The organism is Pseudomonas sp. JC1203 (assembly GCF_056175065.1).
Genome location: NZ_JBWCAM010000010.1, coordinates 233279 through 253553 on the forward strand (window position 1 = coordinate 233279; position 20275 = coordinate 253553).

15 protein-coding genes and 1 pseudogene are annotated in these 20275 nt (G+C 63.2%); 9 read left to right on the top strand and 7 right to left on the bottom strand.

All coding sequences use genetic code 11. The features are described from left to right. The first annotated feature begins 13 nt into the window (after positions 1-13). A complete protein-coding gene (locus tag AC0SZ7_RS17080; RefSeq protein ID WP_475505487.1) occupies positions 14-778 on the top strand; it encodes a methyl-accepting chemotaxis protein in 765 nt (254 codons plus the stop codon). Between the two features lie 48 nt (positions 779-826). Here AC0SZ7_RS17080 and AC0SZ7_RS17085 read toward each other — a convergent pair whose 3' ends face one another. The 4 genes from AC0SZ7_RS17085 to AC0SZ7_RS17100 form a co-directional block, all read right to left on the bottom strand. Continuing rightward, positions 827-1837 carry a class 1 fructose-bisphosphatase gene (locus tag AC0SZ7_RS17085; RefSeq protein WP_475505470.1) on the bottom strand — a complete coding sequence of 337 codons (1011 nt, stop codon included), beginning with the start codon at positions 1835-1837 and terminating at the stop codon, positions 827-829. Positions 1838-2010: 173 nt separating this feature from the next. After that, positions 2011-3369: a DUF3999 domain-containing protein gene (locus tag AC0SZ7_RS17090; protein ID WP_475505471.1), complete on the bottom strand. Its 1359-nt coding sequence runs from the start codon at positions 3367-3369 to the stop codon at positions 2011-2013. A 10-nt stretch (positions 3370-3379) separates the two neighbouring features. Next, positions 3380-6070: a DUF2339 domain-containing protein gene (locus tag AC0SZ7_RS17095; RefSeq protein ID WP_475505472.1), complete on the bottom strand. Its 2691-nt coding sequence runs from the start codon at positions 6068-6070 to the stop codon at positions 3380-3382. A gap of 243 nt (positions 6071-6313) precedes the next feature. Continuing rightward, the gene (locus tag AC0SZ7_RS17100; RefSeq protein ID WP_475505473.1) at positions 6314-8764 is read right to left on the bottom strand and encodes a glycogen/starch/alpha-glucan phosphorylase; all 2451 of its coding nucleotides are present in this window, start codon (positions 8762-8764) and stop codon (positions 6314-6316) included. Between the two features lie 197 nt (positions 8765-8961). On the opposite strand from AC0SZ7_RS17100, the gene AC0SZ7_RS17105 reads away from it, so the two are divergent. Continuing rightward, positions 8962-9369, top strand: a complete 408-nt coding sequence (locus tag AC0SZ7_RS17105) for a YkgJ family cysteine cluster protein (protein ID WP_475505488.1) — start codon at positions 8962-8964, stop codon at positions 9367-9369. A 161-nt stretch (positions 9370-9530) separates the two neighbouring features. On the opposite strand, the gene typA is transcribed toward AC0SZ7_RS17105, so the two are convergent. Together typA and thiI are read right to left on the bottom strand one after the other, a co-directional pair. After that, on the bottom strand, positions 9531-11351 hold the full coding sequence (gene typA / locus AC0SZ7_RS17110; protein WP_475505474.1) for a translational GTPase TypA: 1821 nt from the start codon (positions 11349-11351) through the stop codon (positions 9531-9533). Between the two features lie 139 nt (positions 11352-11490). Then, on the bottom strand, positions 11491-12945 hold the full coding sequence (gene thiI, locus AC0SZ7_RS17115) for a tRNA uracil 4-sulfurtransferase ThiI (RefSeq protein WP_475505475.1): 1455 nt from the start codon (positions 12943-12945) through the stop codon (positions 11491-11493). A 331-nt stretch (positions 12946-13276) separates the two neighbouring features. Between thiI and glnA the strand changes: the two genes are divergently transcribed. The 7 genes from glnA to ntrC all read left to right on the top strand — a co-directional run bounded on the left by glnA (position 13277) and on the right by ntrC (position 20095). Further along, on the top strand, positions 13277-14683 hold the full coding sequence (glnA, locus tag AC0SZ7_RS17120) for a glutamate--ammonia ligase (protein ID WP_475505476.1): 1407 nt from the start codon (positions 13277-13279) through the stop codon (positions 14681-14683). Positions 14684-14862: 179 nt separating this feature from the next. Continuing rightward, complete coding sequence (locus AC0SZ7_RS17125) at positions 14863-15261, top strand: cupin domain-containing protein (RefSeq protein ID WP_475505477.1); 399 nt, start codon at positions 14863-14865, stop codon at positions 15259-15261. Positions 15262-15318: 57 nt separating this feature from the next. After that, positions 15319-15858, top strand: coding sequence for a chorismate mutase (locus AC0SZ7_RS17130; protein WP_475505478.1), 540 nt, complete (start codon positions 15319-15321; stop codon positions 15856-15858). A gap of 303 nt (positions 15859-16161) precedes the next feature. Further along, the gene (locus AC0SZ7_RS17135; RefSeq protein ID WP_475505479.1) at positions 16162-16698 is read left to right on the top strand and encodes a DUF4124 domain-containing protein; all 537 of its coding nucleotides are present in this window, start codon (positions 16162-16164) and stop codon (positions 16696-16698) included. Beyond that, positions 16695-17300, top strand: coding sequence for a DUF4124 domain-containing protein (locus tag AC0SZ7_RS17140; protein WP_475505480.1), 606 nt, complete (start codon positions 16695-16697; stop codon positions 17298-17300). Before AC0SZ7_RS17135 ends, AC0SZ7_RS17140 begins: the two co-directional genes overlap by 4 nt. A gap of 276 nt (positions 17301-17576) precedes the next feature. Continuing rightward, on the top strand, positions 17577-18662 hold the full coding sequence (gene glnL / locus AC0SZ7_RS17145) for a nitrogen regulation protein NR(II) (RefSeq protein WP_416421998.1): 1086 nt from the start codon (positions 17577-17579) through the stop codon (positions 18660-18662). Then, positions 18659-20095: a nitrogen regulation protein NR(I) gene (gene ntrC / locus AC0SZ7_RS17150; RefSeq protein ID WP_475505481.1), complete on the top strand. Its 1437-nt coding sequence runs from the start codon at positions 18659-18661 to the stop codon at positions 20093-20095. Before glnL ends, ntrC begins: the two co-directional genes overlap by 4 nt. A gap of 81 nt (positions 20096-20176) precedes the next feature. Here ntrC and AC0SZ7_RS17155 read toward each other — a convergent pair. Beyond that, a pseudogene (locus tag AC0SZ7_RS17155) lies at positions 20177-20275 on the bottom strand (IS110 family transposase); the annotation flags it as partial.

Consider the following 20275-nt stretch of genomic DNA (forward strand, 5'->3'; position numbering starts at 1 on the left):
CTCCAACTCGTCGATGCTCAACTCCGACCAGCAGGTCAGCCGCACCAGCAGCGTGGCCGCGGCCATCAACGAGTTGGGCGCCGCCGCCCAGGAAATCGCCCAGAACGCAGCCCTGGCCTCGCAGCATTCCAGCGACGCGCGCAGCCTGGCTGAAGACGGCCAGCAGGTGGTGAACAAGACCATCGAGGTGATGGGCCAGCTCTCGGCGAAAATCAGCGACTCGTGCGGCAACATCGAGACCCTGAACGCCAACACGGTGAACATTGGCCAGATCCTCGAGGTGATCACCAGCATCTCGCAGCAGACCAACCTGCTGGCGCTGAACGCCGCCATCGAAGCAGCCCGCGCCGGTGATGCCGGCCGTGGGTTCGCGGTGGTAGCCGACGAGGTGCGCAACCTGGCGCACCGCACCCAGGACTCGGCGCAGCAAGTGCAGAAAATCATCGAGGAGCTGCAGGTAGGCGCCCGCGAAGCCGTGGGCACCATGACCGAAAGCCAGAGCCAGAGCGAGCAGAGCGTGGGTATCGCCAACCAGGCCGGTCAGCGCCTGAGCAGCGTGACCCAGCGCATCGGCGAGATCGACGGCATGAACCAGTCGGTGGCCACCGCCACCGAAGAGCAGACCGCCGTGGTGGAAGCCATCAACGTGGACATCACCGAGATCAACACGCTGAACCAGGAAGGCGTGGAGAACCTGCAGTCCACCCTGCGCGCGTGCAGCGAGCTTGAGCAGCAAGTGTCGCGGTTGAAGCAGCTGGTTGGCAGCTTCCGCATCTGAAAACAAAAATGCCCCCAGTGATGGGGGCATTTTTTTTACCGCAGGATGTTATTCCTTGTGGTACGCGGTCACGCGCTCCACTTCCTGCTTCGAACCCAGGAACACTGCCACGCGCTGGTGCAGGCCTTCAGGCTGGATGTCGAGGATGCGCTGGTGGCCGTTGGTGGAAGCGCCGCCGGCCTGTTCCACCAGGAACGACATCGGGTTGGCTTCGTACATCAGGCGCAGCTTGCCTGGCTTTTCTGGCTCACGGTCGTCGCGCGGGTACATGAACAGGCCGCCACGGGTGAGAATACGGTGCACGTCGGCCACCATCGAGGCGATCCAGCGCATGTTGTAGTTCTTCTTCAGCGGGCCTTCTTCACCAGCGGTCAGCTCACCGACGTAACGCTTCACCGGGGCTTCCCAGTGGCGCTGGTTGGACATGTTGATGGCGAACTCGGCGGTGGTTTCCGGGATGCTGATGTTCTCGTGGGTCAGCACGAAGCTGCCCATCTCGCGATCCAGGGTGAAACCTTTGACGCCGTTGCCCAGGGTCAGGATCAGCATGGTCTGCGGGCCATAGATGGCGTAGCCGGCGGCGACCTGCTCAGTGCCCTTCTGCAGGAAAGCCTGCTCGTTGAGGCTGTCGTTCTGGGTCAGGTACTCGGTTGGGCAACGCAGCACCGAGAAGATGGTACCGACCGACACGTTGACGTCGATGTTGGACGAGCCGTCCAGCGGGTCGAACACCAGCAGGTAGGCGCCTTTGGGGTACTGGCCAGGGATCTGGTAGGCATTGTCCATCTCCTCGGACGCCATGCCGGCCAGGTGGCCACCCCACTCGTTGGACTCCAGCAGGATGTCGTTGGACAGTACGTCCAGCTTCTTCTGCACTTCGCCCTGCACGTTTTCAGTGCCCATGCTGCCCAGCACGCCGCCCAGGGCGCCCTTGGACACAGCGTGGCTTATCTCTTTGCATGCGCGCGCCACCACTTCGATAAGGAAGCGCAGATCGGCAGGGGTCTTGTTGCTGCGGGTCTGCTCAATCAAATAGCGACTCAGGGTAACGCGGGACATGGACGGCTCCGGAGATTGGGGTGGGGAAAAACCCGCGCAGTTTACAGGCTCATTCACAACCTAGCGAGCGATAGGGGCGCGGTTCCAGCCCTTCAGACAGGGCTGTAACGATAAAGGTTCACGCCACCCGCTCAAGCGTAGTCCGAAAACGCCCGCAGGTGACGCTTATGGCCTCAGCGGCTGCCCGGCTTCGCCCTTGCAAGGCTTACGGCCATGGCCGCCAGCGCCAGCACGCCGATCACCAGTACCAGCCACAGGCTGATGCGCTTCCAGTTGGATGCAGGCGTGGCGGCCGAGGGTGGCGGTGGCGCGACGATCACCGGGGTCACGGCGGGCTCGGCCACGCCCAGGGCGGCCAGGCGCTGCTCATCCACATCGGGAATCAGGGTGCTCAGCGGCAGCTGCGCGCCCACGGCCGTGGGGTTGCCGATGGCCAGCCGGTAAGGGCCGGCGCCACGGGCCAGGAACACCAGCTGCACGGGGCGCACCGCCACCCGCAGCAGCGGCGCCTCGGCGCCCAGGCCGCCGCCGCGGTCGTCCACCTCAAGCTTCAGCTGGCGCAGGGTTTCGCCGCGCATGGGCAACTCGCTCTGTACCGCGTCCTGGCCGTTCTGGGTCAGCCGGTACAGCAAGCCGCTTTCCAGCGGTTCCCAGCTACCGTTGAGGTCGTAGCGGCCCAGCAGCTCCACCGGCGCCAGGCTGTTGGGCTGGTCCAGGTCGACCTGCACGCGCTCCACCGCCAGCGCGGCCGGCAGCATCCACACGTACTGGTTGGCCTTGGCGCTGCTGCCCTTGATCGGTTCCGACCACACCAGCGGCGGCGGCACGGCGCTGCTGGCGCTGCTTTGCACCAGCACCTGGCTGAGCACCGGCGCCGACTGCGGCACCTGCCACAGCAGCCGCAGGTAGCGCGCCGGCAGGCCTGGCAGGCTGACTTCGTGCTGTTCAATGCGCTCGTCGGCAAACGACAGGCGCGCTACCTGCCCCTCCCCCCAAGGCCGCCAATGCTGCAGGTCGTCGCTGGCCTCGACGGTGAAGCGCTGGAAGCCTTCGCGCTCGCTGCTCCAGTCCAGGCTCAGTTGGGTCAGCGGTTCCTTGATGGCGCTGGTGTCCAGCAACCAGCCGCGCAGCACCTCCTCGCCCGCCTCCAGCTCTTCTTCGGGCTGCACCTCGATGAGGTTGCCATTGGGCCCGGTCTGCACCCGCACCTTGGGCGTACCCGGCGCGGTTTCGGCGGCGTCGTACAGCGGGAACCACTTCACGCTGGCCTGGTGCTCGCCTTGCGCGTGCCGCGCCGGCTCATGCACCAGGGCGTATGCCTGGGGCTCGCCGGCAGCATTGAATACGCGAATATCGCCCAGGTCGGCCTGGCGCGCGCCCAACTGCAACGCCAGCGGCAACTCCAGGCGGTACCACGGGCCTTGGCCACTGGTGCTCAGCGGCACCTGGTTGGCAAAGTCGTTCGGTTGCTCCTGGGCCATGGCCGACAGTACGGCACACAAGCCCATTACCCCACACCACGTCTTGATCATGCGCCCCATATCAGGAATCGGCCCCCGCCGTTTCAGTTCGCCGTGGCGGCAATGGGGCGAAATACCCCACCACCAGCAACAGCACGCCCACCCCGATGAACGAGACGATTCGCGCCAGCCCACCGTGGTTGCTCAGTTCGACAAAGAACAGCTTGGCCACCACCACGGCAATCAGGCCCGCCCCTACCAGCCACACCTCACGCCGCCCGCGCAGGTGGCCACCAATCATCAGGCCCAGCGCGATCAGCGTCCACAGAATCGACAGGCTGGCCTGTACCAGCATCGAACCCAGCAGGGCCTGCAGATCATAGGGCAAGCCGGCGTAATGGTGGGCGGTGCGCATGACCATGGCCGTGAGCACCGCGAACAGCGTGGCCGCCAGCAACCAGGTGACTGGCCCGCGCACCCGCAGGCTGCGCAGGCGGCTGTCAAAGCGCCGCGCCCACATGAACAGGGCGTAGGTCACCAGCAGCAGGCCCAGCTCCAGCGGGTTGACCAGTGGCAGGTAGGGCAGCGGCTCGGCCGCACCGTCACTGAAGAAGTTGGCCAGCCATAGCCAGCCCAGCATGGCGCACGCCAACGGCCAGGCGGCCCACCAGCGGTAGGCCTGTGGATAACTGGCCACCGGCCACGGCCATTCGCGCGGGCTGGCCATGGCCAGCAGGAACAGCGCCGGGAACACTGCCCAGCCCAGCCAGCGCCAGGCGTTGTAGTAGCCGGCCAACTGCTCGAGGCCATAGCTGAGCTCCAGCGCCAGCAGCGCGGTCAGCAGCCAGGCCCCCAGCACGTGGCTGATGGTGAGTACCCGCGTGCCCACCCATTCAGGCAGGCGCCGCAGCGACCAGAAATGCACCACCAATACCAGCGGCCACGCCAGCCAGCCCAGCTGGGCGCCGATGTGAAAACTGTGGCCCCAGCCATACGGCAGCAGCAGCCAGGCCAGCGGCACCAGCATCAGCGCCACGTGCGCCAGGCCCCGCCAGCGCAGGCGCGGTGCCAGGGCGCAGGCCACGGCGGCGCTGGCGCTGAAGGCCATCAACAGCGCCGCAGCGTCCAACGGCCACGGCACCCATCGCCACACGGCGCTGGCACACGCCAGCAACCACCACAGCCCGCCCCACACCAGCAGCACGGGGCCCAGCTTGCTGCCCGGCTGTTCCACGTGCTGGCGCCAGGCGCAGGCCAGGCCAGCCACCGCCAGCAGCAGGTAGGGCAAGGGGCTCAGGTCGAACAGGCAATACGCGGCCGCCGCCACCTGCAGCAGCAGGGCGAACCAGCGCGCCAGGCGGCGTTGCTGGCGCAGCCCCAACCAATACAAGCCCGCGCCTTCCAATGCCCAGGCGCTGGTGGTGCCGTGCGCGTCCAGCCCCAGGGGTATGGCCAGGCTGGTGAAGATCACCGCCAGCACCAGGCAGGTTTCGGTCAGCAGCGTGGCCCGCTGCGGCGCGCGCCGCGCCAGCAGCCACGCCAGCACCATGTAGATGGCGCCCATGGCCAGGGCGCTGAAGGCAGGCCCGAACTGCAGGTGGCGGATCAATGCCCATTGCAGGCCGAAGCCCACCAGCGGCGGCCCGAACAGGATAGTGCCGTGCACGTAGTCACCCTGGCGCGCAGCCCAACGCAGCAGCGTGGCGCGGTCGGCGTCGGCAGGCGGCGCCGGGCTGTCCAGCAGGGTGCGGCGGGCAAACAGCAGGCCGATGGCCAGGTACATGGCGAAGAACAGCCACAGGAAAGGCGCCGTGCTCCAGAACAACTCAGGCGCGTAGGAGCGCGCGCCCCAGGCGAAACCGATGCCGAAGGTGCCAAGGAAGCCGATCAGGTTCAGTAGGCGCCAGGCCTTGAACCAGGCAATGCTGAGAATGCCGGCGTTGAGCAGGGCGAAATAGCTGAACAGCGCCACCTGGCTGCCTGCCCCGGTAGACGCCAGGATAGGCGCGGCAAAGCCGCCCAGGGCAGCCGCGCAGGCCAGGCCCAGGGCATCCTGCAGCACGGCGAGGATGGCCGAGCACAGCGTCACCGCCACCAGCAGGCCCATGGCCGGGCCGGGGTCGAGCAACGAATGCAGGCGCATGGCGGCGAAGATGGTCAGGTACAGCACCGCCACCCCTGCCCCTTGCAGCAGCAGGCCGTAGCCGCGGCGCTTGCGCCGCAGCCACCAGCCCAGCCCCAGCAATGCCAGGGCACTGGCCGCCACGCCGGCGTAGCGCAGCTCCACCGGCACCACGACGTTTTCGGTGGCGTAGCGCAGCAGGAACGCCAGGCCCAGGAACAGCAGCACCAGGCCTACACGCAGGACGGTGTTGCCACCCAGCAGCCAGCCGCGGGCGGCGTCGAAAGCCTTGCTGAAGATATCCGGTGCGCCCGGCTGCCGGGGCTCGGTGGCCCAGGCGTCGGCAGTGGCGGGTTCTGGAGTGGGCTCTGGCGTGGGCTCTGGCGCAGTAGCCGGCAGCTCCCATTCCAGCTCGACAGGCTCTGGCCCCTGCGCTGCGGCAGCCGCAGGGGCCTTGCTTTCCAGCGCCTGCACGCGCAGTTGCATCGCGGCCAGGGCCAGGCGTTGCTCCTCGCTGCGGCGCGTCAGTGCACCCAGCCGCAAGGCCTGGCCAAAACCCAGGCCCAGCAGCCCGCCAATGAGCGCGCCGTCGATGGATTCATCGAACGCGGCGCCCAGCGCGAGGCCCAGCAACAGCAATACCCATTGCATGATCGATTTCCCTAACCGGTGTCACAAGTCCATGGCAGGGCGACAGTATATCGATTGGGCCAGTATTTGCTGACGGATATCCCAACAACCAGGAGCTGCCATAAAGGGCTATTCATCAAGGGCTCTTGTGGGAGCGGGCTCTGCCCGCGAAAAGAACACCGCGGTTTTACTGGAGCACCGCGGTGTTCTTTTCGTGGGCAGAGCCCACTCCCACATGGCATGGCGTTCAACAGATGAGTCAGGTTATTCCAGCGCCTTCCAGATGTCCTCGGCGTATTCGCGAATGGTGCGGTCGGACGAGAACCAGCCGGTGCGCGCGGTGTTCAGCACTGCCGAGCGCCACCAGCTTGCCGGGTCGTGCCACAGGTCCTCCACGCGTTTCTGCGCGTCCCAGTAGGCATCGAAGTCGGCGCACACCAGGAAGCGGTCGTAGGCGATCAGGCCGTCGATCAGGCCGGCATAACGGGCCGAGTCGTCCGGCGAGAACACCCCGCCGCGAATGGCCTGCAGCACGTCGTTGAGGCGGTGGGACGCAGCAATGTCGCCGCTGGCGTTGAACTCGCCGGCGCGTTTGCGCGCCTCCACCTGCTGCGCGGTCAGGCCGAAAATGAACATGTGCTCGGTGCCGATCAGTTCGCTCATCTCCACGTTGGCGCCGTCCATGGTGCCGATGGTGAGCGCGCCGTTGAGGCCGAACTTCATGTTGCTGGTGCCCGAGGCCTCATAGCCTGCGGTGGAAATCTGCTCGGACAGGTCAGCTGCTGGAATGATGCTTTCCGCCAGGCTGACGTTGTAGTTGGGCAGGAACACCACTTTCAACAGGCCCCTTACGGTGGGGTCGTTGTTGACCGTACGCGCGATGTCGTTGGCCAGCTTGATGATCAGCTTGGCCTGGTGGTAACTGGCGGCCGCCTTGCCGGCGAAGATTTTCACCCGCGGCACCCACTGCGTGCCCGGCTCGGCGCGAATGGCCTGGTACAGCGCCACGGTGTGCAGCAGGTTGAGCAGCTGGCGCTTGTACTCGTGGATCCGCTTCACCTGCACGTCGAACATGGCCTCAGGGTTGATGGCCACGCCCAGCCGGTCCTGGATGATGCGCGCCAGCGCCTTCTTGCTGCTCAGGCGCTGGGCGGCGAAACGTTTGCGGAACTCGGGCTTGTCGGCGAAGGGTTCCAGGTCCTTGAGGCGTTGCTCGGGATGGTCGAGCACGTCCTCGCCCAGGGCGTCCACCAGCATCGACGTCAGCTCGCCGTTGGACTGGAACAGCCAGCGGCGGAAGGTGATGCCATTGGTTTTATTGTTGATGCGGTCCGGGTACAGCTTGTGCATTTGCGCAAACACCGTGCTGCGCATCAGCTTGGTGTGCAGCGCCGACACGCCGTTGACGCTGTGCGAGCCCAGGAACGCCAGGTTGCCCATGCGCACGCGGCGGCCGTTGTCTTCCTCGATCAGCGACACCGCGCGCAGCACGTCGAAGTCGTGGATGCCTTTGGCCCGCAGCGAATCGATGTGGTAGGCGTTGATCAGGTAGATGATCTGCATGTGCCGCGGCAGCATGCGCTCCATCAGTCCCACCGGCCAGGTTTCCAGCGCTTCGGGCAGCAGCGTGTGGTTGGTGTAGGCCAGGGTGTTGACGGTGATGTCCCAGGCGGTGTCCCAGGCAATGCCGTGGGTGTCCACCAGCAGGCGCATCAGCTCGGCCACGGCGATGGAGGGGTGGGTGTCGTTGAGCTGGATAGCGGCGCCGTCGGCCAGGTTCAGCAGCGATGGGTGAATGTTCTGGTGGCGGCGCAGCAGGTCCTGCAGCGACGCCGAGACGAAGAAGTATTCCTGGCGCAGGCGCAGCTCCTGGCCAGCCTCGGTGCTGTCGGCCGGGTACAGTACCCGCGAAATGCTTTCGGCCCGGGCCACCTCGGCCACCGCCCCCAAGTGGTCACCGGCGTTGAAGCGTTCCAGGTGCAGCTCTTCCAGCGCGCGTGCACGCCACAGCCGCAGGGTATTCACGCTGGAACCGCGCCAGCCCACTACGGGCGTGTCGTACGCCACCGCCCGTACCGTCTCGGCGGGCCACCACACCTGCTTCTGCTGGCCGCCGGCGTCCTGCACGGTTTCCACATGGCCGCCGAAGCTGATCGGGTAGATCACCTCGGGGCGCTCGAACTCCCAGGGGTTGCCGAAATCCAGCCAGTTCTCGGTCTGCTCCTGCTGCCAGCCATCGACGATGGCCTGGCGGAACAGCCCGTGCTCGTAGCGAATGCCATAACCGTGGGCGGCGATGCCCAGGGTGGACATGCTTTCCATGAAGCAGGCCGCCAGCCGGCCAAGGCCGCCGTTGCCCAGCGCCGCATCCGGCTCCAGCAGGCGAATGCGCTCAAGGTCCACGCCTAGGTCGGTGAGGGCCTCCTTGGCGATGTCCAGCAGCCCCAGGTTGCTGAGGCTGTCGTACAACAGCCGGCCGATCAGGAATTCCAGGGACAGGTAATACACCCGCTTCTGCGCCTTGCGGTAGATCTGCCGGGTGTGGTCCATCCAGTGCTCGACCATATGGTCGCGGGCCGCCAGGGCGATGGCTTCGAACCAGTCATGATCAAAGGCATGATCCGGGTCCTTGCCTACCGCGTATGTGAGTTTTGCGAGTACAGCGGCGCGAAATTCGGCCACCTCTGCTTCACGGACAAGCGGTTCCTGAGACATTGATGCGTCCTCGGGGAAGTTGACGGATTTTTAGGATGGGGTTGTGTGAGCCTAGACGGTTCGACAGGAGGTGAAAGGCCAGGTTCGCGCTTTTCTGTAAGAACCGTGAAACAGCAACAGGCCAACCGGCAAATGGTTGTTCACAATTTCACCAGTACCGGTATCATCGCGCGCCCGATTACCCCGAAAAACCGAACCTGATGAAGACCACCCTGATAGCCGCTGCCGAAGTCGACCGCCTGGAGACCTGGCAGAAATTCACCCAGCCCATGTGCGGCGCCTGCATGTCGACCTGCTGCACCCTGCCCGTCGAGGTGAAGATCAAGGATCTGGTGCGCATTGGCGTGGTGGACGAATTCGAACTGGGCGACCCGCCGAAGAACATCGCCAAGCGCCTGCAGAAGGACGGCATCGTCGAGCGCTTCAACCAGAAGTCGGGGATCTTTACCCTGCAGCGCATGAGCAACAACGATTGCCTGTACCTGGACCGCAAGAGCCGCCTGTGCACTATCTACGACAAGCGCCCGGACACCTGCCGCAACCACCCGCGCGTAGGCCCACGGCCGGGTTATTGCGCGTATAAGCCAAAGCCCGCGACGTTCTAAACTGCCTGTGGGAGCTGGCTTGCCAGCGAGCTTTTGGGCATCAACAGCTCGCTGGCAAGCCAGCACCCACACAAGCGTGTTGCGACTACAGATTTATAAAGGCATAAAAAAACGCCCCCGGCCTTTCGACCGGGGGCGTTTTTCATTCAGCGAAGGCTAGCTTACACCTTGGCTTTCTTGGCAGCGCGGGTACGCTCGCTTTCGTCCAGGATCTTCTTGCGAAGACGGATGGATTTAGGAGTAACTTCGCACAGCTCGTCTTCCTGGATGTATTCCAGAGCCTGTTCCAGGGTGAAGCGAACAGGTGGAACCAGGGCGATGGTTTCGTCTTTACCCGAAGCACGCATGTTGTCGAGCTTCTTGCCCTTGGTAGGGTTGACGCCCAGGTCGTTGTCGCGGCTGTTCTGGCCGACGATTTGACCGTTGTAGATCTCTTGGCCGTGTTCCACGAACAGCTTGCCACGAGCCTGCAGGGTTTCCAGCGAGTAGGTCAGAGCCTTGCCGGTTTCAACCGAAACCAGAACGCCGTTCTGACGGCCCGACATGTGGCCCGACTTGACGGTGTCGTAACGGTCGAAGATCGAGGTCAGGATGCCAGCACCGTTGGTCAGGGTCAGGAACTGGTTACGGAAACCGATCAGGCCGCGAGCAGGGATGTTGTATTCCAGACGAACACGGCCCTTGCCATCCGGCACCATGTTGGTCAGGTCGCCTTTACGCAGGCCCATCTCTTCCATGACCTTGCCCTGCGATTCTTCAGGGATGTCGATGGTCACGTTTTCGAACGGCTCTTGCTTGACGCCGTCGACTTCACGAATGATCACTTCAGGACGGCCCAGGGCCAGCTCGAAGCCTTCGCGACGCATGGTTTCGATCAGTACCGACAGGTGCAGCTCACCACGGCCCGAAACCTTGAACTTGTCAGCCGAGTCGCCTTCTTCAACGCGCAGTGCAACGTTGTACAGCAGCTCTTTGTCCAGACGGTCCTTGATGTTACGCGAGGTCACGAACTTGCCTTCTTTACCGCAGAAAGGCGAGTCGTTTACCTGGAAGGTCATGGAAACGGTTGGCTCGTCGACGGTCAGCGGCTTCATGGCTTCGACGGTCAGTGGGTCGCACAGGGTGTCGGAGATGAACAGCTCGTCGAAACCGCTGATGCAGACGATGTCGCCGGCAGCTGCTTCTTCAACGTCGATGCGGTGCAGGCCGTGGTGACCCATCAGCTTCAGGATACGACCGTTGCGGCGCTTGCCGTCGGCGCTGATAGCCACAACCGGGGTGTTAGGCTTGACGCGACCGCGAGCGATACGGCCAACACCGATGACGCCCAGGAAGCTGTTGTAGTCCAGAGCCGAGATCTGCATCTGGAACGCGCCGTCACGGTCAACAGCTGGAGCTGGAACGTGATCCACGACCGCCTGGTACAGCGGGGTCATGTCTTCGGCCATGTCGGTGTGGTCCAGGCCGGCGATGCCGTTGATGGCCGAGGCGTAGACGACTTTGAAGTCCAGCTGTTCGTCGGTGGCGCCCAGGTTGTCGAACAGATCGAAGATCTGGTCCAGAACCCAATCAGGACGCGCGCCCGGACGGTCAACCTTGTTGATCACGACGATTGGCTTCAGGCCGGCTTCGAAAGCCTTCTTGGTCACGAAGCGAGTTTGCGGCATAGGGCCGTCTTGAGCGTCAACCAGCAGCAGAACGGAGTCAACCATCGACATCACGCGCTCTACTTCACCGCCGAAGTCGGCGTGGCCGGGGGTGTCGACGATGTTGATGTGGTAGCCATTCCAGTTGATGGCGGTGTTCTTCGCCAGAATGGTAATACCGCGCTCTTTCTCCTGGTCGTTGGAGTCCATCACGCGCTCGTCGTTGAGCTCGTTGCGCTCCAGGGTGCCCGATTGACGCAGCAGTTTGTCTACCAGGGTGGTTTTACCATGGTCAACGTGAGCGATGATGGCGATGTTACGTAGATTTTCGATCACTTGTGTATCTCGATCAGAGGATTCGGTGTGCTGACAGTTAGTGACAGCGATTTGACTTAGAGTCCGTTAAAGCCGTTACAGCTTGACGGTGGCGTCGGGGGGCCGGTGACGCAGGCCACAGGCAAACAGCCCCGGGCGCTTAGCTCGGTCGATAAACGCGCACATTGGCATGTCCCTCACTGAGCAAGTGGTGGGCATGCAGGCGACTCATCACGCCTTTGTCGCAATACAGCAGGTACTGACGAGTGGGGTCCAGTTCCTTGAAACGGCTGTTCAGTGCATAGAACGGCAACGCCTTGACCTCGATGCCTTCGAGTTCAAGGGGCTCGTCTTCCTGGGCGTCAGGATGACGGATATCGATGATCACCTGCCCGGCCAAGGCCTGGGCGACTTCCTCGATTTCGATATCCTGGCCCAGTTCATCGATCACATTATCGATGGAGACCAGCTTGGCGCGTTCCAGGGCCCGCTCCAGCACGGCCATGTCGAACTGCTGTTCTTCATAGGCGACGCGGTGGGGCTTGGCCTTGGTGGTGGGGTTGACCGAAATCACCCCGCAATATTCAGGCATGTGTTTGGCGAAATCGGCGGTGCCGATCTCGTTGGCCTGGTCAATGATGTCCTGCTTATGGCTGGCAAGCAATGGACGCAGCAACAGCTTGTCGGTTGCCGCACTGATCACCGAGAGGTTCGGAAGCGTCTGGCTCGACACTTGCGAGATGGCCTCGCCGGTTACCAGCGCATCAATTTGCAGACGATCGGCCATGCGCGAGGCGGCGCGCAGCATCATGCGCTTGAGAATAACGCCCATGTGGCTGTTGTCGACCTTGCCCAGCAGCTCGCCCACCACTTCCTCGAACGGGATGCTGATGAACAGCACGCGCTGGGAGCTGCCGTATTTCTTCCACAGGAAGTGCGCGACTTCCATCACGCCCAGCTCGTGGGCACGGCCACCCAGGTTGAAGAAGCAGAAGTGGGTCATCAGGCCGCGGCGCATCATCTGGTAGGCGGCCACGGTGGAGTCGAAGCCACCGGACATCAGTACCAGGGTCTGCTCCAGCGAACCCAGCGGGTAGCCGCCGATGCCCTGGTGCTGGCTGTGAATAATGAAGACGCGCTTGTCGCGGATCTCCAGGCGTACTTCCACCTCGGGCTTCTTCAGCTCGATGCCGGCCGCGCCACACTGCTGGCGCAATTGGCTGCCAACATAGCGGTCCACGTCCATGGAGGTGAAAGTGTGCCGGCCGGCGCGCTTGCAGCGCACGGCGAACATCTTGCCGGGCAGCAGGTGGCCGAAGTGCTGCTTGCACTGCGCTACCAGGTCGTCCATCTCGCCCAGGGGGTATTCGTCCACCTGCAGGAAATGGGTAATGCCGGGCACGCATTTAAGCCGCTCGATCATCTCGCGCTGGATTTTCGCATCTTCGATGCGGGTGACAACGGTGAGGTTGTCCCACACGCCATCCACCACCAGCTTCGGGTCCAGTTCACGGAGCACGACGCGGATGTTCTTGGCGAGCTGGCGAATGAAGTTCTTCCGAACGGGCCGGCTCTTGATGGTGATTTCTGGGAAGACTTTTACGATTAGTTTCATGAAAAACAGCGCGCGAGGTGCCAGCCGAAAAAGGGGGGCAGGATTATAGCGGAAATTGCTCAGCTTTTAACCAGTTATCGTACAGAAGGTTTTCAGTGCACCTTTATGGTGCCTCACGGATTGCTAGCGCTTCAAAACAGTGCGGCAAAACGGCGCATTTTGCCGAAAACAGGCCGAAATGCTTGGGTTTGGGGCAAAAAACCCATCTCGGGGCACTGGCATGCAAATTGCTCCCTTGTGAGGCAGGTTGCCTTGGCAGACTATTCGCGCCCGGCATCACCCAAATTACAGGGCTAACCACTACCAGCCCTTATTCACCCCGGAGGACAACATGTCGAAGTCGGTTCAACTCATCAAAGATCATGACGTCAAGTGGATTGATCTGCGCTTCACGGACACCAAGGGCACCCAGCACCACGTCACCATGCCAGCCCGTGACGCGCTGGAAGACGACTTCTTCGAAGTCGGCAAGATGTTCGACGGTTCCTCCATCGCTGGCTGGAAAGGCATCGAAGCCTCCGACATGATCCTGCTGCCAGACGACGAAACTGCCGTCCTGGACCCGTTCACCGAAGAGCCGACCCTGATCATCGTCTGCGACATCATCGAACCTTCGACCATGCAAGGCTACGATCGCGACCCGCGCGCCATCGCCCACCGCGCCGAAGAGTACCTGAAGTCGACCGGTATCGGTGACACCGTGTTCGCCGGCCCAGAGCCTGAGTTCTTCATCTTCGACGAAGTGAAGTTCAAGTCCGACATCTCCGGTTCCATGTTCAAGATCTACTCGGAACAAGGTTCGTGGATGTCCGACCAAGACGTGGAAGGCGGCAACAAGGGCCACCGTCCAGGCGTGAAAGGTGGTTATTTCCCAGTTCCGCCGTTCGACCACGACCACGAAATCCGTACTGCCATGTGCAACGCACTGGAAGAAATGGGCCAGGTCGTTGAAGTTCACCACCACGAGGTGGCAACTGCTGGCCAGAACGAAATCGGCGTCAAGTTCAACACCCTGGTGAAGAAGGCCGACGAAGTTCAAACCCTGAAATACGTTGTGCACAACGTTGCGGACGCCTACGGCCGTACCGCTACCTTCATGCCTAAGCCACTGTACGGCGACAACGGCTCGGGTATGCACGTGCACATGTCCATCGCCAAAGATGGCAAGAACACCTTCGCTGGCGAAGGCTATGCCGGCCTGTCCGACACCGCCCTGTACTTCATCGGCGGTATCATCAAGCACGGTAAGGCCCTGAACGGCTTCACCAACCCGGCTACCAACTCTTACAAGCGTCTGGTCCCAGGCTTCGAAGCTCCAGTAATGCTGGCCTACTCGGCTCGCAACCGTTCGGCTTCGATCCGTATTCCTTACGTCAACAGCCCACGTGGCCGTCGTATCGAAGCACGCTTCCCGGATCCGGCTGCCAACCCATACCTGGCCTTCGCAGCACTGCTGATGGCCGGCCTGGACGGTATCCAGAACAAGATCCACCCTGGCGACGCAGCTGACAAAAACCTGTACGACCTGCCGCCTGAAGAGGCGAAAGAGATCCCACAAGTTTGCGGCAGCCTGAAAGAAGCCCTGGAAGAGCTGGACAAAGGTCGTGCGTTCCTGACCAAAGGCGGCGTTTTCAGCGACGACTTCATCGACGCTTACATCGCCCTGAAAAGCGAAGAAGAAATCAAGGTTCGTACCTTCGTACACCCACTGGAATACGAGCTGTACTACAGCTGCTAATCCGGTGACGCTGGCGCAAGCCGCGTGATTTGAAAAAGGCCTCCTTCGGGAGGCCTTTTTTGTTCTTCACTCCTACAACCTTCACGGAAGAGTCCCTCGTATCGGGACGGCAATGCCTGACATTCCCCAGCAATTGCCGCAGATACGCTCCAACGCCCAACCATTCCGTGGGCCACACCATGAAACGTTATCTTCCCCTGATTGCCGCTCTCGTCAGCCTCCCGGCCCTGAGCCAGGCCGGTGTTGAAAAACAGATCCTGCTGCAAAGCACCTCCTCATGGGATGGCGCCCCCTACCAGGCCTACCCCCAGGGCAAACCGGAACTGACCCTGCTCAAGCTGCACATTCCCGCCAACACCAACCTGGACTGGCACACCCACCCCATGCCCAACGTCGCCTACATTCTTTCCGGCGAACTGACCGTTGAAGCGCAGGACACCGGCAAGACCCGCGTACTGAAGCCCGGCGAGCCGCTGGCCGAAATGGTCGCCACCACGCACCGTGGGCGCACCGGTGCACAGCCCGTGGAATTGATCGTGTTCTACGCCGGCAGCCCTGGCATGCCGCTTTCGGAATAATTTGCCTGCTAGAATCGGCCGCTGCCTTTCGTCACCAATAACAACATGAGTACGACAATGCGTAGAACCCTGCTGCTAGCCGCCACCCTGTTCTCCAGCGCGGCCTTCGCCGCCCCGCCCGCTACCCTCGCGCCGCTGCTGGACAGCGTGCAACAACGCCTTGAAATCGCCCCCAAGGTGGCCCTGACCAAATGGGACAGCCACAAGCCTGTGCTCGACGCCCCGCGCGAGCGCGACGTGATTGCCGGCGCCGGCAAGCTGGCCGTCGATTACAAGGTGGATGTGCCGCTGGCCGAACAATTCTTCGCCGCGCAGATAGAAGCCAACAAGCTGGTGCAATACAGCCTGCTGACCCAATGGAACGCCAAGGGCGCCGCACCAGACACGCCACGCGTAGACCTGGCCAAGGAGATCCGCCCGCAGTTGGACGTGCTGCAGAAGCAGTTGCTGGAGCGCCTGGCAGCGTTCGCGCCGTCGCGCAACGACCCGCAGTGCCCACGCTGGGTGGCCAGCGCCATCGAGGCGCGCAAGGCTGATGCGCTGCAACGCACGGCGCTGGTCCGGGCCACCGGCGAGTTGTGCGCCAGCCCTTCCTGACGCCCCCCCCACGCGGCCCGTAGCAGCGGCCACAGGCCGCGTCACAGGCACCGCTGGATTCCAGGCAACCCCCACCGCCCTCGGACGCAGCCTTCGGCAGCTGCTACAGCTTGTGGGAGCTGGCTTGCCAGCGAGCTGTTGGGGCCCTAAAATCTCGCTGGCAAGCCAGCTCCCCCCAGACAGTTGCGGCGACGCGAACCCGGCACGCTGGTACAAAGCCGAAACCATCCGTCGGCCATTCTGTTCTATGCTGGCACCTGGGCCGCAGGGCCCGTTCCTTCCATGAGCCGACAGGATGCGTTCATGCGTTCATGCCTTATCTGGGTGCTGATGCTGGTGGCCCTGCCCGCCTTCGCGCAGATCTACAAATACACCGACGCCGAAGGCAACACCGCGTACTCCAACCAGCCGCCCGATGGCACCCGCTCGCAGACCGTGGAACTGCCACCGCTCAACAGCGTGGAGCCGCAGGCACCCGTCGCGCCCATGGTGCCGGTGCCGCGCAGCCCCCGCAGCAGCGAGCCCGAACAGGCCTACAGCACCCTGCAACTGACCGACATACCCACCGAAGAAGCCCTGCGTGCCAACAACGGCACCTTCACCGTGGGCGTGTTGATAGACCCGCGCCTGCGCGAAATGCACCGCCTGCGCCTGCTGCTGGACGGCCAGCCCTATGGCCAGCCCACCAACGTGCCACGCCTGCAACTGGTGAACATCGACCGCGGCGACCATAGCCTCGCCGTGCAAGTGCTGTTCAACGACCGGGTGGTGCAGCAAAGCCCCACCGTCACCTTCACGCTGCAGCGCTACCACCTGCCCCCTGCCGGAAAACGCCCATGACACGCCTGCTGTCGGCCATTGCATTGCTGGTGCTGAGCGCACCCGCCATGGCCCAGGTCTACACCTACATCGACGCCCAGGGTAACCGCGTCTACACCGACAAGCCCCACGCCAACGCCACCGTGGTGGACGTGCGGCCCAGCAACAGCATGACCGCCACGCCAGTGCCGCCCACCCCGGCGCGCAAACTGGCGAAGAAACAGCCAGCCAGCCACTACGACATGCTGCGCATCCTCATACCTGAGCCAGACGCCAGTATTCATGACCCCTCCGGCAACCTGATCGTGACCATCACCAGCGACCCGCCACTGATGCCCAACCACGGCTACCGCCTGCTGGTGGATGGCAATGTCGTCGCCGGCCCGGCGGTAAGCCCGGTGTTCCAGCTGAAGAACATCGACCGCGGCACGCACCAGCTTGCAGCAGAAATCATCGACAACCACGAAACGGTGATCGAGCGCACCCCGGCGCAACCGTTCCACATGCACCGCATCTCGCTGATCCAGAAGCGCCGCAACAACCCCTGCAAGACCGCCGACTACGGCGTGCGCCCCGAATGCCCACTGGCGGACAAGCCTGCGGACGACGATGACAGCGAATGACACATCCAGCCGCTATAGTGTGCGCATACGCTCTATTTTGGTGCGGATAGAACGGGTAAAGTCGGACGAACATCCCATTTTGGGTCAATCCTGAACGAGACCCTGCCCGCTGCGTCATTTAATGAGCAGTGAAAGCGCCATTTTCCGCCGACCGCGCTTCTTTTCGGAGCTTTGGTTTAGTTCTTGCATTTTAAGGTGTATCAGCGGATTACCAGCCCGCGCCGCCAAGGACCCGCGTTCCCGCGGCAATGGGCCAAAAGAGGTCAACGACAGCTAATGACCATCAGTGATGCACTGCACCGACTGCTTCTGGACAACCTGACCACTGCCACCATCCTGCTCAACGCCGAGCTGCGCCTGGAATACATGAACCCGGCGGCCGAAATGCTGTTGGCCATCAGCGGCCAGCGCAGCCACGGGCAGTTCATCAGCGAACTGTTCACCGAGTCGGCCGAGGCGCTCAACTCCCTGCGCCAGGCCGTGGAACAGGCCCACCCGTTTACCAAGCGCGAAGCCATGCTGACCGCGCTGACCGGCCAGACCCTGACCGTCGACTACGCGGTAACGCCGATTCTCAACAACGGCCAGACCCTGCTGCTGCTGGAAGTGCACCCCCGTGACCGCCTGTTGCGCATCACCAAGGAAGAGGCGCAGCTGTCGAAGCAGGAAACCACCAAGATGCTGGTGCGCGGCCTGGCCCACGAGATCAAGAACCCGCTGGGTGGCATCCGTGGCGCGGCGCAACTGCTGGCCCGCGAGCTGCCCGAAGAAAGCCTGAAGGACTACACCAACGTCATCATTGAAGAGGCCGACCGCCTGCGCAACCTGGTGGACCGCATGCTGGGCTCCAACAAGCTGCCGTCGCTGGCCATGACTAACGTGCACGAGGTACTGGAGCGCGTTTCCAGCCTGGTGGAAGCCGAGGCCCAGGGCGGCATCACCCTGGTGCGCGACTACGACCCCAGCATTCCCGACGTGCTGATAGACCGCGAACAGATGATTCAGGCGGTGCTCAACATCGTGCGCAACGCCATGCAGGCCATCAGCGGCCAGAACGAGCTGCGCCTGGGCCGCATCAGCCTGCGCACGCGCACCATGCGCCAGTTCACCATTGGCCACACCCGCCACCGGCTGGTGACCAAAATCGAAATTACCGACAACGGACCCGGTATACCGGCCGAGCTCCAGGAAACCATCTTCTACCCGATGGTCAGCGGGCGCCCGGACGGTACAGGCCTTGGCCTTGCCATTACCCAGAACATCATCAGCCAGCACCAGGGGCTGATCGAGTGTGAAAGCCACCCCGGCCACACCACTTTCTCGATCTTCCTGCCGCTGGAACAAGGAGCCGCTTCGTCATGAGTCGTAGTGAAACTGTCTGGATCGTCGATGACGACCGTTCCATCCGTTGGGTGCTGGAAAAGGCCTTGCAACAGGAAGGCATGACCACCCAAAGCTTCGACAGTGCCGATGGCGTCATGAGTCGCCTGGCTCGCCAGCAGCCTGATGTGATCATTTCCGACATCCGCATGCCCGGCGCCAGTGGCCTGGACCTGCTGGCGCGCATCCGCGAGTCGCACCCGCGCCTGCCGGTCATCATCATGACCGCGCATTCGGACCTGGACAGCGCCGTGGCCTCGTACCAGGGCGGTGCATTCGAATACCTGCCCAAGCCGTTCGACGTGGACGAAGCCGTGGCCCTGGTGAAGCGCGCCAACCAGCACGCCCAGGAGCAACAAGGGCTGACCGAAGTACCGACGCTGACCCGCACGCCGGAAATCATCGGCGAAGCGCCGGCCATGCAGGAAGTTTTCCGCGCCATCGGCCGCCTCAGCCATTCCAACATCACCGTGCTGATCAACGGTGAGTCGGGTACCGGTAAAGAGTTGGTCGCCCACGCCCTGCACCGCCACAGCCCGCGCGCGGCCTCGCCGTTCATCGCGTTGAACATGGCCGCCATCCCCAAGGACCTGATGGAGTCCGAGCTGTTCGGCCATGAAAAAGGCGCGTTCACCGGCGCCGCCAACCTGCGCCGTGGCCGCTTCGAGCAGGCCGACGGCGGCACCCTGTTCCTCGACGAGATCGGCGACATGCCGGCCGACACCCAGACCCGCCTGCTGCGCGTGCTGGCTGACGGCGAGTTCTACCGCGTGGGCGGCCACACCCCGGTGAAGGTGGATGTGCGCATCATCGCCGCCACCCACCAGAACCTGGAAACCCTGGTGCACGCCGGCAAGTTCCGCGAAGACCTGTTCCACCGCCTGAACGTGATCCGCATCCACATTCCGCGCCTGTCGGACCGCCGTGAAGACATCCCGACCCTGGCCAAGCACTTCCTCAGCCGCGCCGCCCAGGAGCTGGCCGTCGAGCCCAAGCTGCTGAAAGCCGAGACCGAGGAATACCTGAAAAACCTGCCGTGGCCCGGCAACGTGCGCCAGCTGGAGAACACCTGCCGCTGGATCACCGTGATGGCCTCGGGCCGTGAAGTGCACATCGGCGACCTGCCACCCGAGCTGCTGAGCCTGCCACAGGACGCAGCGCCGGTGACCAACTGGGAGCAGGCCCTGCGCCAATGGGCCGACCAGGCCCTGGCCCGTGGCCAGTCCAGCCTGCTGGACAGCGCCGTGCCGAGTTTCGAGCGCATCATGATCGAGACCGCCCTCAAGCACACCGCCGGCCGCCGCCGCGACGCCGCCGTGCTGCTGGGCTGGGGCCGCAACACCTTGACCCGCAAGATCAAGGAGCTGGGCATGAAAGTCGATGGTGGGGATGACGACGAAGGCGACGACGCCTGATTCACCCCGTTACACCAAAAAAACCGCCAGCGACCCTGGCGGTTTTTTTTACCCGTAGCAGCAACTGTCTTGCCCAGTTAATTACGTCCGCCATGCTGTGCCCTCGCGCAGCATGGCGTTAAGCCGGATCAGCAGCACCCGCATGCACGCCACCAGCGCCACTTTTGCGCACTTGCCTTT